Raw genomic sequence first — 14,084 nt, 5'->3', positions numbered from 1 at the left:
TTTTCATGGCCCTGAGGCCTCTCCTTTAGTGATGCCGCAGGGGCGGGCCTGGACCCGCCCCTGTGCCGCTCAGTTCAACCGCTTCACCGACAAGCCGCTCTGCGCCGCCAGATCGTCCGGCGGCAGCAGCGGATCGGCTACCAGGGTGTTCCACCAGGCACTGCCGACGTTCTCCGAGCTGCCGATCGCCGTGCTGGCGTCGCCCTGCCAGTCGATGGACGGGGCAGCGCTGCTGTCGGCGGTGCTGCGCAGGACCACGATATAGCCGCCGGTGCCGGCCGACCATCCGTAGGTTTGCGCACTTGCGGCGACCATCACGCTTTGCCCGTTCCAGCAACCGCCATTGGCCACCACGTTGAGGCTGACCGTCGCCGTGGCGCTGAGCCTGCCGTCGCTCACCGTGTACACGAAGCCGTCGGTGCCGGTATAGCCATGCGCGGGGCGGTACGTGTAGGTGCCGTCGTAGTTGCGCGTCAGCGTGCCGTGCGCGGCCTTGCCCAGGGTGAGCGTCAGGCAGTCGCCGTCCACGTCGCCGATCAGGCAGCCGAAGTCGATGCACACGCTGCCGTCCTTCTGCACTTGGAAGCTGGCGTTGCGCGCGGTGGGCGCGTGGTTCACCGGCGCCACCGTGATGCACACCATGGCGGTGTTGGAGTCGGCCGTGCCGTCGCTGTCGCGGTAGCTGAAGCTGTCGGTGCCATACCAGCCCTTGTTCGGCGTGTAGGTGTAGCTGCCGTCCGGGTTGAGGCTGAGCGTGCCGTGGCAGGGGCCGCAGACGATGCGGGCGGCGAGCTTGTCGCCGTCGGCATCGCTGTCGTTGGCGAGCAGGTCGATGCGCACCGGCGTGCCGGCGTTCGTCGTGGCCTGGTCGTCGCGCGCCACCGGCGCATGGTTCGGCGCCAGCACCGTGATGGTCACGGTGGCCGGAGCCGACTTCAGCTGGCCGTCGTCGGCCACGTACACGAACGTGTCGGTGCCGACGAAGCCCGCCTGCGCGGTATAGCTGAAGCTGCCGTCCCAGTTACGCGTCAGCGTGCCGTGCTTCGGCGTGGCGGTGACCGTGGCATGCAGGCTGTCGCCATCCACGTCGCTGTCGTTGGCCAGTACGTCGATGCGCGTGGCCTGGCCGGTGCGCGCGGTCACCGCGTCGTTGGCAGCCACCGGGGCCTGGTTCACGTGCGCCACATGGATCCACACCATCGCCGGGTTGGAATCGAACTGGCCGTCGTTGGCGGCGTAGGTGAAGCCGTCCAGGCCGTACCAGTTCGCATCCGGCGTGTAGGTGTAGGTGCCGTCGGCGTTGAGCGCCAGGCTGCCGTGGCTGGGGCCGCACAGGATGCGCGCGGTGAGCGGGTCGCCGTTGATGTCCCAGTCGTTGGCGACCGGATCGATCTTCACCGCGCCGTTCTCGTTGACCCAGGCGCCGTCGTCGAAGGCCAGCGGCGGCAAGTTCGGGCCGAGCACCGTGATGGTGACGGTGGCAAGGTTGGAATCGGCCTTGCCGTCGTTGGCCACGTAGGTGAACGTGTCGGTGCCGGTGTAGCCGCAGTCGGCGGTGTAGCTGAAGCTGCCGTCGGCGTTGTGCACCACGCTGCCGTGCTTCGGTCCCGCCACCATGCGCGAGCTCAGCGCGTCGCCGTCGGCATCCGTGTCGTTGGCAAGCACGCGGATGTTGGCGGTCTGGTTGTTGTGCACGCGCGCCGAGTCGTTGGCCGCCACCGGCGCCTGGTTGGCGGAAGCCACCACCAGCCGCACCGTCGCCACGTTGGACAGCGACTTGCCGTCGCTGGCCTGGTAGGTGAGCGTGTCGGTGCCGGTCCAGCTGCCGCTGGAGACATAGCTCAGGCTGCCGTCCGCATTGCGCGTCAGCGTGCCGTGCGCCGGGCCGGACACCAGCACCAGCGACAGCACATCGCCATCGGCGTCGGCGTCGTTGGCCAGCGGGTTGAAGTTCAGCGGCTGGCCCTGCTTACCGTTGAACGTGTCGTCGTTGGCGACCGGTGCATGGTTGGTGGCGCGCACCGTGATCGTTACCGAGGCAAGCGCCGAATCGACCACGCCATCGTTGGCGACGTAGCTGAAGCTGTCGGTGCCGCTGAAGGCCGCGTTCGGCTTGTAGGTCAGCGTGCCATCCGCATTCACGGTAAGCGTGCCGTTGGCCGGCTGGCTGACGATGCGCGCGGTGAGGCCGGCGTTGGCGGCGCGGCCGGAACCGGCGTTGACGCCCGTGCTGTTGTCGATGTCGCTGTCGTTGGCCAGCACGTCGATGGTCACCGGCACGCCCTGGTCGGTGGCGGCGGTGTCGTTCACCGCCACCGGCGCGTGATTCACCGGCGTCACCGTCAGCACGATGGTGGCCACGTTGGAATCGGCCGTGCCGTCGTTCACCTTGTAGGTGAAGCTGTCGCCGCCGGCGTAGTACGCGGCCGGGGTGTAGGTGAAGCTGCCATCGGCATTGCGCACCAGCGCGCCGTGCGCCGGGCCACTGACGATCACCACCGACAGCGGATCGCCGTCGACATCCCTGGCGTTGCCACGCGGGTCGAGCACGACGGCGCCGTCCTCGGCCACCGTGGCGCTGCCGTCCTGGGCCGTGGGCGCATGGTTCACCGGCGTCACGGTCAAGGTGATGGTGGCGACGTTGGAATCGGCGCTGCCGTCGTTGACCTTGTAGCTGAAGCTGTCGCTGCCGCGGTAGAGCGCGTCCGGCACGTAAGTGAAGCTGCCGTCGGCGTTCTGCGTGAGCGTGCCGTGGGCCGGGCCGCTGACGATGACAGCGGTGAGCGCATCGCCGTCGACGTCGTTGGCATCGCTGCGCGGATCCAGCGTCAGGCGGCCGTCCTCCGGCAGGGTGGCGCTGGCATTGGCGGCGGTCGGCGCGTGGTTGATCGGCGTCACGGTGATCTTCACCGTGGCGACGTTCGAATCCACCGTGCCGTCGTTCACCTTGTAGCTGAAGCTGTCGTCGCCGCGGTACAGCGCATCCGGCACGTACTGGTAGCTGCCGTCGGCCAGGCGGGTGAGGGTGCCGTGCTGCGGGCCGCTGACGATCACCGTGCTCAATGCATCGCCGTCGACGTCGCTGGCGCCGCTGCGCGGATCGATCGCCAGCAGGCCTTCCTCGGCAACGACGGCGTTGAGGTCGGCAACGGTCGGCGCGTGGTTCACCGGATCCATGGTGAAGGTCAGCGTCGCCACGGCCGAGGTGAGCTGCCCGTCGCTCAGCTGGTAGCTGAAGCTGTCGGTGCCGCGGTACAGCGCGTCCGGCGTGTAGGTGAAGCTGCCGTCGGCGTTGAACTGCAGGCTGCCGTGCTGCGGGCCGCTGACCAGCACCGCGGTGAGCGGATCGCCGTCGACGTCGGTGCCGTAGCTCAGCACCTGGCCGCTGTAGGCCTGTTCCTCCGGCGTATGCACCTGCGCGTTGATGGCGATCGGCGCGTGGTTGACGTGGATCACCACCAGGCTGACGGTGGCCACCGGCGAATCCGCGGTGCCGTCGTTGGCGACGTAGGTGAAGCTGTCGTCGCCGTAGAACAGCGCGCCCGGCGTGTAGGTGTAGGTGCCGTCGGCGTTCTGCGTCAGCGAGCCGTGCTGCGGCTGGTTGACGATGCGGTAGGTGAGGGCGTCGCCATCCACGTCCGAGCTCAACGGACGCAGGTCGACGATCGCCGTGCCGTCCTCCTGCAGCGTCACCGTCAGGTCGTTCGCACCTGGCGCATGGTTCACGTGCGCGATGGCGAGGTTGACCGTGGCGAGGTTGGACTGCGCCTTACCGTTGTCGAGCAGGTAGGTGAAGCTGTCGTTGCCGTAGTACAGCGCGTCGGGCACGTAGGTGAAGCTGCCGTCGGCGTTGAAGGTCAGCGTGCCGTGCGCGGGGCCGGTGACCACGGAGGGCGTGGCGCCGGTGGCGTTGACGTCGTTGCCGAGCACATTGACGTTGACGCTGCTGTCTTCCTGGCCTTGCACCAGGTCGTCGTTGGCCTGCGGCAGGCCCATCAGGGCCACGTCGCTGACCGTGACGTGGCTGCCGGCGGGGCCGAAGCCGAGCAGGTCGAACGACAGGTTCACCGCCGTGCCGGCGGCGATGCCGCGCAGGTCGACCAGGTAGGTGCGGCTGCCGTCGGCGTTGGTGACGTAGCTGACGCCCTGGCCGAGGTACGAGCTGCCGTCGCCCTGCAGGTTGAGCATCGAGGCGGTACGGCTCAGGCCGATCGCACCGCCGAGCGAAGCGCCCGTGGTGGCATCGAGCAGGGCGGCTTCGAAGGCGTCCTCGGGCATGTCGCCCGGGTTCTGCAGCTGCACGCCGCTGACGGTGAAGTGCAGGAACTGCTCGTCGGCCGTGACGATAAAGCTCTGGCTGATGCGCGTCTGCGTGCCGGTGCTTTCGCCCAGGGTCGCGGTGCCGTTGGCGATGGCGACGTTGCCCGTGCTGCTCCAGCCGTTGTTGACATCGAGCGTGCCCGACAAGGCCTGGGCGGGACCGGCGGCGTTCGCCGCCGGCGTGGCCGAAGCGGACGGCGTCGAACCGGACGGCGCTACGACCACGTCGTAGTGGCTGTCGTTCGATGCACTCGCTGGCGCTGACTTCAACTGCGCCGCCAGTTGCAGCATGGCGGCCAGTTCGGCCTGGGTCGGCAGCCGGCGTACGCCCGGCTGCAGGGTCGCGTTCATGAAATCGCGGCCGTCCGGGCTGTGCTCGAAGCCGAGCAGGTGGCCGTATTCGTGCAGCAGCACGCTGAGCATGTCCATCTTGCCGTCGGCGGCGCTGCCGGCCTTGGCGATCCATACATTGGGGTCAGCCGTCGGCAGGAAATCGTCCGCGCCGTCGATCGAACCCATGTACCAGCCATAGCCGTTGCCGTCGTCGTCCAGCGTGATCGCCGTGCCCTGTTCCTCGCCCAGCGCGCCGGCATCGAGGCTGGCGACGGTGGTCGCCGCGGCGGCCTGCTGCACCAGCGTGTCCAGCGTGGAGCCGGTGCTGGCCTGGCTGCTGGTCCACGTGCCCACGGCTTGCGTGCTGGTGGACTGCACCGGGCCGTTCGGCGCATCGGCCGGCGCGGCGGCGGTGTCGCGGCGTGGAGCAATCGCCGTCGGTGCGGACGCGGGGCGGCGCAGGTGGATGGTGAAGTCGCTCTGTCCGCCTTGGCTGACCTTGGTCGTGATGCCCAGCTTGCCGAGCAGCAGGCGCATGTTGCTGTACGAATTGCCGCCTTCGAAGATGGCCTTGCGGACAGCGGCGTAGATGGTTGCGCGCTCGGTAAGCTTGGCCGCGTTGCCGGCAAAGCCAGGGTTGATCGCCAGCGTGACGTCGTTGATGGCGCTGGCACCGCGATCGGCGATCGCATTTACATGGTTCACATCCCAATGCCAGCCGCCGGCCGCTAGCAGGAAGAACCGTCCACTCTCCGAGTCGAGGTTCATGTACTTGCCCGGATCCTTCATGAAGTCGGTGACGAAGTCGCCGCCACCCGGGGCCTTTGCGATATCCGGATGATTGGCCTGCATGTACAGGGCGAAGTTGTGATAGTTGGTCCAGCCGGTCAGCTGGGTCGCGCCGCGGCCTCGATACAAGCGTCCCGTCTGCTGCGAATAGGTGCCCTTGGATGTGCCGTTGCCCTTATCGGTCGAATAGACCCAGTCGAGCAGGTCCAGCGGATCGGCGGTGTGGTGGGCCTTGAAGTACTCGATGTTCTTCTGCTCGGCAGCTTTGATCGCCGCGTCCTTCTGCGCGGTGGTGGCGTTGGGCGGAATCACCGGCTGATTAGGGCATTCCGCTGCATTGGCCGCGCTGTACTGGAAGTACTTGCCCCAGGCTTTGAGGATAAAGCTCACCGAGTAACCAGGATCTTCGATGAGCAGGCTCAGCCCGGCGCTCTCCGCCGTGACCTGGGCGAAGAACGCAGCGGCCCGGTCCGGCGTATTGATCTGGAACTCCGTCAGCATCTTGTTCATGGAGCTCACCCACGGCGTCATGCTGTCCACCGAGTGGTTGAACGCATGGGCCAGCGATTCGGCCGTGAGCGGCCACGACCAGCCCAGGCCGCCCAGGCCTACGTTGGACGCATTGATCAGGCCGCCACCTTGCGTGCCGTCGCCGAACAGCGACGACACCGCCTGGCTGGCATTGCCGTTGTGGATCAAGCCGCTCAATTCCTCCCATGAGCCGTCATGGTTGCCGGCTCCGGCCGCGCCTTCGTTCTGGGTCGTGCCATATACCGACAGGAAGTCGCTTAGCGCAGCCTGTTCGTTGTCGGCACCCTTGGTGTTGTTGACCTTGGGCAGCAGCGCCGTGAGCGCCGCTGCATTGCCGTAGCTCCAGGTATTGCCGGTAAAGGCGGCCAGGTCGAAACCCGGTGTGGTCTTCAAGGTAACCAGGGCGGCGGTCAGATCGATGGCCTTGTCGTTGCCAGCCACCATGGTCTGGTTGCTCTTGTCCTTGTCGGTCTCGGTGAAGGTCTTCTTGTCGGAGATGTACTGGTTGTCGACGCCGAGCTTGAAGTTGGCGCCCAGATGGTTGGTGCTGGTGTTGTTCTTCTTGCCGACCGTGACGGTCACCAGGTTGGCCTGTTCCGAACCGTCGAACAGCAGCGGCTGGTTGCCCTTGGCGCCCACCGATGCGCGCGACGAGGCGACCATCAGGTCGAACAGCCAGCTGGTGCCGAATACGGCGCCGCCGGCATCGGTCTGCAGGTTCCTCCAGTTGGGCAGGTCGGCATTGGTCTGCGCGTAGCCGTCGCCGCTCCTGGCGAAGAACTGCATCCAGTGCGGCGCGTTGTAGGCGTTGAGCCAATCGAGCGCGGCGCCGTTGTTGATGGAGGCGTTCTTCGAGTACGAGAAGGAGCTGGCGGTGCCGGCGGTGACCTCCTCGAACAGCGACAGCGCGCGTGCTTCGGCTTCGCCGAACTTGCCGTCGACCTTGAAGTCCTGCAGCGCGTCCGCGCTCGCGGTGGTCAGGCCCAGCGCCGGATAGCCCAGGTACTTCAGGCGCTGCTCGATGCGGTAGACGTCGACGATGTCGTTCTTCTGGCCGATGCCCACCGCGCCGCTCAGGTGGATCGCGCTATAGCCCGGATCGGACGCGGGGCGGTCGCCGAACAGCACCGTGCCGGAGGCCTTGGTGTAGTCGTTGGCGGTGACCTTCAGCACCACGCTGCGCTGTTCCTTGGTGACCTTGCCGTCGGCGCCGGTGACTTCCACGTAGAAGATCACGGCGAGGTCGTCGATGCTCTTGGCGCCCACCGTATGGCCGGCACGCAGTGCATCCTCGTCGGCCTGGGTCAGGTTCGGCACCAGGAACAGCGTGCCCTGGTCCTTGAACGAGACCGGCTGGCCGTTGGCGTCGCGCGACACCACGTCCAGCGTCGCCGGCGAACCCTTCTTCTTGGGGCCGGCCTGGGTGATCAGGTTCAGCGCCTTGCTGTTGGTGCCGGAGGCGGGCACCGAGAAGGTCTGCGCTTCGTTCGGCAACAGGTCGAAGCCGCCGAGCTTGGCCATCTGCGCGGTGACCGCGGCCTGCGCGGCTGGCGGCAGGCTGGTGAACGGCAGGTTGAGCAGGTTGGCCGCCAGTGTGCCCGCGCTGATCAGCAACTGCCTCGCCACCAGGTCGCGCACGTCGACCTGGATGACGTCGCCCATGTCGCCGGAGGTGGAAACGTGCAGCGGGCCATCGTCGAACCAGGCGCCGGCCGGCGCGCTGGCCGAGCCGCCCGAGGGCGGCGGGATCTGCTGCTGGGCATCGCCCGGGAGCGGAATGTGCTTGCTGTCGCCCTGGCCGTCGGGCATCGCCAGCGCGGCCTGGATCAGTTCCGCCACGTTCCATGCGGCGTTCTGGTTCGGGTTCTGCTGGTTCTGGTCGACCGTGCCGAAGCCGCCCTTGAGCTGGCCTACCAGCACGCGGCCGTCTTCGGACACAGTGAGGTTGATGATGCCGTAGCCGTCCAGCGGCAGGGTCGCGCCCAGGTACTGCGGCGTGCCGAGCTTGCCGAAGGGGTCCTTGACGATGCCGAGCTTGCCGCCGACCGCCACCTTTTTCGCGCTGGCGCTGCCGCCCACGGCGATCGGCGGGCCGAACGGCGGGAACAGGAAGTCCGGCGCCTCGAACATCGCCTTCCAGTACGGGTCGTTGAAGTTGTAGTTGTCGTCCGCGACGATCGCGTACTCCACGCCGTCCTGCTCGACCAGCACTGCGCTCTGCGCGCGCTGGATGTTGGTGCGGTCGATCTGGATTGCATTGGTGGGCTGCGACATGTCGATGGCCGACATGGTCGCGCTGACCACGTTGCCGTCCGCGTCGCGGGTGAGCGTGAGGGTGGACAGGCCGCGGTCGTAGTCGGCCACGTTGGAGACCAGGTAGCGGTCCGGGTCCGGCGTGGCCGAGACGATCTGCGGCGCCTTGCCGCTCAAGCCGTCGCCGGGAAGCAGGGCGACGACCGGCGCGGCGATCTCGCCGGTGGCGAAGTCCAGCGTGCTCAGGTCGAGGATCAGCACGTCGCCGCGCTTGCTCGGATTGCCCAGCATCACGCTGTTGGGATTGCGCGGCACGGCCACCACCAGGGTCTTCTTGTCCGCGCCCAGCGCCATGCCGGTGACGCCGTAGGTGGAGTCCTCGATGCCGGTGCCCTTGATCGAAACCGGCACGTTGTACGAATGGCTGCCCGGGTCGATGTCCATGGCGAGCAGGCGGTTGTTGCCGGCCCCGACGCCATAGCCGTTGCCTTCGCCGACGATCAGCACGTTGCCGACCGCCACCAGGCTGGTGATGTTCTTGCCGTCGCCGGTGCTGATGGTGTCGATCAGGCGGAAGCTGACCATGTCGATCACGTAGATCACCCCGTTGCCGCCCACGTAGCAGCGGCTGAGGTCACCGGAGAAGGCGATCGGGTTGACCTTGGTGCCGGTCAGGTAGGTGCCGTCGAAATCGTTCGGCGTGCCCAGCATGTCCAGCAGGTTGGTTTCGCCGACGACGTGGTTCTCCTGGATGAACTGCACGCCGGTGCGGGTCAGCACGGCGCCCATGTCGGGTTTGAGCACCACCGCGGCGATGTTGCCGGCGTACTCCAGCGGCGGTGTGCCGGTGAGGTTGCCGGAGCCGTCCATGCTCTGGTTCGGGATGCGCCGCACCAGCTGCCAGCGCACGCTGCCGATGGCGATGCCTGCAGGCACGTCGATGGCCACGTCGCCGTTGGCGTCGCCGGCCAGGGTCTGGATGTCGCGGTGGCTGCCGTCGGGGAACAGCACGCGCACGACGATGTCGCCCTTGAAGTCGCCCGGGTTGCTGTTGTCGAGATTGACGTGCAGCTTCTGCGCGCCGGTGTCGTAGGAGATGTCGGTGATGTTCGGCAGCACGATGTTGCCCGCCACCGTCGGCGCCGGCGGCAGCAGGGCGCTGACGTCGAGCGAGTAGTTCTGGCCCGGATCCAGCTGCGGCAGCGGGATGTCGGCGAACTGCGGCACGCCGAAGTGGTAGCTGCCGGCGGTGAAGCCGGTGGCCGCGCTGGCGAGGATGCCGATCATCTCCGAGGTGATGTCCGCGCCCATCAGGCCGCCTGCCAGGCTCACGCCCAGCCCGCCGAACGTGGCCCAGTCACCGGCACCGACGCCAAGTTCGAACATGCTGCCGATCACGCCCGGCAGGCGGCGGCACACCACGTAGTCGCCGGAAGCCTGCAGGCCGTCGTACGGCGGACTCGCCGTGCGCGCGACGCCGTCGGCGCCGACGTAGCCGTTGTCGACCAGCCACCAGGTGTCGTGCATGGTGCCGTCCGGCGCCATCACGGTGCCGCGGCGCAGGAACAGCACTTCGTCGCCCGGCTGGGCGATGCCGCTGCCCTGCACGGGAATGGCCATCTGCAAGGGGTACTGGCTGGCGGCCTGGCCGATGTCCAGGTGGAACGCACCCAGCGCCTGCAGCACCGAGGGCGCCGGCGCGGCCATGCCGGTGGCGGCCTGCAGCGAGGCAAGGTCGATGCGCTGGATCGACACGGCCGTATCGGCCGCGAGCACGCCCGCGCCGATCATCACCGTCTCGCCGGTGGCGGCGGCCACCACGGCACCTTCGTCCTTGTGGACCTGCACGCTCTGCGGCGCGGGCGTGCCAGCGTCGCTGTCGACCAACTGCGCCACGTCCACGTGCAGCACGATGTCGCGCTGGCCGATGGTCTGGTTGACGATGTTGCCGAAGATGTCGGTTTCGCTGCGCAGGTAGACCACGCTGATGGTCACCACGCCCGGATGCTGCGCGGTGATCAGGCCGGAGGCGCTGACCGTGGCGATGTTGTCGTCACCGGAGAGATACAGCAGCGCGTAGCCGGGCGGCAGCGGCTGGTTGGCATCGATGGTCACGCCGGTATCGGGATTGCTGACGTGCACCTTGAGCTGGCGCGTGCCGTCGGCCTGCAGCGAGATGGTGTCCGGATAGACGTCCGGGATCAGGATCGCGGGGCCGCCCGGGGCGGCCGCCGCGTCGTCGCCATCGTCGGTATCGGTGTCGCCGCCGGAGTTGCTGCCGCTGTCGTCCTGCAGGTAATCGACGTTGATGGCTTGTTCGGTGCGCACCACATGGCCGTCGGCATCCTGGTGGCTGGCCTGCAGCAGGGCAGGACCGGAGCCATTGCAGATCAGCAGGCCGCGCGCCGCATCCAGGGTCACCGCCGCGGGCGAGGTCGCGCCCAGCGCGGCCAGGTCGGCCAGCGACAGGTTGAGGTAGCCGAGCGCCGTGCTCACATCCACGCCGAGCTGGTCCTCGAAGTCCACCGTGGCCTTGATCGCATAGGCCTGGCCCGGTTCGAGCAGGCCGGCCGGCTGCAGGTGGATCGCGGTCAGGCGCGCCCCGCTGACCTGCACGTTGAGCTGGATCGGCGCACTGCTGCCGAAACCGTCGTCGGCGCCGACGAAGATGCTCGCCGGGCCGCTGTAGCCGGCTTCCGGCACGAAGATCACCGAGCGTCCGTCGCTGCTCAGCGTGGCCGTGCCGTGGGTGGCGCTCAGCACGCGCCAGAACAGCGCGTCGCCTTCGTAGTCCTGCGCCACCGCGGCCAGCGCGATGCTGGTCGGCAGGTCGGTGTGCGTGACCGTGGCCGGCAGATTGACCACCGGTACCGGCGGCAGGTTGGCGCGCCAGCCGTAGTTGGCGTAAAGCACCTGGCGGTCGCTCTGGTCGACGATGCCGTCGCCGTTGAGGTCGCCGCCGAGGTTGCCGCTGGCGGCGTCCTGCGTCCAGGCAGAGCTGTCGGCGCCATCGATGCGGCCGTCGCCGTTGAGATCGCCGGCGATGGACACGCGCACGGTGGCATGGCCGCTGCCGCTCAGGCGCAGCAGTTTCAGGCCGGCTTCGGTGACGCGCACCAGCAAGGTGCGCACGCCGTTGAGCAGGGTCTGGCCGAGCACGTCGCCGCCGATCACCTGCAGGTCGGACTGCGCCTGCTCGAACTGCACGCTCACCGCCACGATCAGCGCGCCGCCGGCACCCGGCACCTTGACGGTGGAGGCCAGCTCGCTGTCGCGGATCTGGAAGGCCAGCGAGGTGGACTGGCCGGGTTGCAGGTCGCCGCTCCACTGGTTGGCGTTGGCATTGCCCATCCAGTTGGCAGCGGTGCCGAGGTTGGCCGCGACGGTGTCGGCATAAGGCTTGCCGTCGGCGCCGTAGCCGTACGGCGTGCCCAGGCCGGTGCCGTCGAGCGCGCGGGCCAGCACCAGGCGGCTCTGCTCGTCGTACGCATAGACCATGGTGCGCTGGCCGCCGGCGCCGCCGAGCGGGCCGGCGATGCGTACGATGCGGCCCTGCGCATCGCGCACGATGCTCACGCGGTCGGCATCGCTGCCGCCGACCAGTGCGATGCCGGCATCGGAGACCAGCCATTGCCTGCCATCGGCGAAGTTCACGCCAGTGAGCTTGCCGCTGGCATCCAGGCTGTAGCTGGTGCCGTCGGGCGCGGTCAGCACATAGCCGTCGGGCACCCAGGGCAGGCCGGTGAGCTGGTTGTAGAGATGCGTGCCCTGGCGCTGCAGCGCATCGCCGTCGACCGCCGCCAGCTGCCAGCCCTGGTCGGCGCCGAAGCCGGCGCTGTACACCACCGGTGCGCCGGGGCCGCCGGGCAAGGCGCTGCCCGTGGTGCCCAGGGTGAAGCTGAGATAGCGCGTGGGCGCGCTGGGGTCGCCCAGGCTGCCCGGAACCTGCAGCCACACGTGGCTGCCCACGGTCCAGGCCGCGGTTGCGCCGGTGGACGTGGTGGCCGGCTGGTCGGTGGTCAGGTGCAGGTCGAAGCCGTCCAGCGTCCAGTTGCCGAAGTCGGCGCCGCCTTGCGCGGCGACGCTGCGGTCGATCGCCACGGCGTGTCCGCCGAGCTGGAACACCACATCGGCGGCGCGTTGCTGGTCGAAGCTCTTCTGTTCGGTGTTGACGATGAGCTGCGTGTCCAGCTCGCTGGTGCGGCCGGCCAGATCCCACGCGGTCAGCCGCAGGCGATACACGCCATTGGCGAACTGCGCCGGATCCAGGGTGGCCAGCGTCGCCGACAGCGAGGTATCGACCGCGCCGAAGGACTGGCTGCCCAGCGTCTGCCAGCTGTCGCTGCCGGCGGCGGCGATCTGCAGGCGGTAGCCCGTCAGCTGCAGGTCCTGCAACGTGGCCTGGAGCGCCGCCGGGCCGGTGAGCTCGAGCGGACGGCCGGTCGCATCGGCGCCGGCGAGCAGGCCGCTCCAGCTCAGCAGCGGAGCCTGCGTGTCGGCCGGGTCGCGGATCAGCAGCTGGCTGTCGCGGGTGCCGACGAAGCCATCCGCGTCGGTGGCGGTGGCGCGCACTTCGATGATGCCGGGGTGGGTCGCCTGCAGGTGCATGCGGCCGCTGCTGTCCAGCGTCACGGTCTGCCACTGGTCGCTGCCCAGGCCGGTGCCGCGCACCTGCACCTGCACGCCGGTGATCGCGCTGAAGCCGCTGGCGCGCACCGTGACCAGCACGGTCTGGCCGGGCAGGGCCGGCGTGCTCGGCACGCTGTCGATCAGCACATTGGGCGCATTGGCCGAAGCATCGGCGACCACGCGCAGGGTGAAGGTCTTCTGCACCGTGGCATGGCCGTCGCTGACCTGCGCGGTGACCACGAAGTCGCCGACCTGGCCAGGACCGGGCGTCCAGTTCAGGCGCATCGTCTGCGCGTCGTAGCTGGCGCCTTCCGGCAGGCCCCTGAAGCTGACGCTCAGGCCCTGCGTCTGCACGCTGCCATCCGGATCGCTGGCGTAGATGCCCTGCTGGTTGTCGGTGCCGCCGAGCTGCACGGGCAGGCTCACGGTCTGGCCCACCGTCACGGCGTGGCTGCTGACGGCGAGCGTCGGCGCACGGTTCACGTCGAACACGCGCACCTGCACGGTCTGGGTGGTGACCAGGCTGCCGTCGGTGACCTTGAAGGTGAAGCTGAAGTTGCGGTTCCCCGCCACGGCGTTGTCGACCACACCGTAGCCCGGCGTCCATTCGAAATGGCCGGTGACGTTGTCGAAGGCCACGCCGGCCGGGGTGCTGTCGTCGTAGATCAGGCTCAGGTGGGTGGGATCGCCGTCGGCGTCGATCGCGCGCAGGTTGAACGACAGCGTGTCGCCTTCGTTCACCAGCTGCATGGGCATCGGCAGGATCTGCGGCGCCTGGTTCACGTTGGCGACGTGCACTTCAAAGTTACGCGTGAAGCTGGCCGCGCCATCGCTGCCGGTGACGCTGAAGCGGTAGGTGCCGGGGCTGCTGCCGTTGAGGTTGTCGCTCTGCGCGGCGAACATCCCCGGCGTCCAGCTCAGCGTGGCCTGGCCGCCGTTGTTGGCGGCGGGAATGTTCAGCAGCATGCCTTGCGGCAGGCCGCTGGCGGTCCAGTTGATCAGGTCGGCGTCGGCGTCGCCCGCGAACAGGTCCAGCGTGAGCGGTGCGCCTTCGCTGGCGCTCAGCACCACCGGCGTCGTCACGTCGCCGCTGTCGGCCACGGCGTTGCCGTTGAGACGCAGGCCCAGCAGCTGCGGCGGCGTGTCGGCCGCGCGCACCACGATGCGGATGGTGTGGCTGACCACGTTCGGCACCGGGTTGGCGGGGTTGGTGTAGCCCTGGTCCTGCG

1 protein-coding gene (running past one end of the window) is annotated in these 14,084 nt (G+C 68.5%); it reads right to left on the bottom strand.

Translation table 11 applies throughout. The annotated features are described in order from the left end of the window. Window positions 1-69: 69 nt before the first annotated feature. Window positions 70-14,084, bottom strand: partial view of an Ig-like domain-containing protein gene (locus FHW85_RS14245; protein WP_168648677.1) — the final stretch only. It continues 24,397 nt past the right edge of the window; only the last 14,015 of its 38,412 coding nucleotides appear in the window; the start codon falls outside the window, past its right edge — the gene reads right to left on this strand; the stop codon is at window positions 70-72.

Source organism: Dyella sp. SG609 (assembly GCF_012275375.1).
GTDB classification, from domain to species: Bacteria; Pseudomonadota; Gammaproteobacteria; order Xanthomonadales; family Rhodanobacteraceae; genus Dyella_D; species Dyella_D marensis.
The sequence above is the reverse complement of the archived record's forward strand: the minus strand, read 5'-3'. Positions and strand labels throughout refer to the sequence as shown.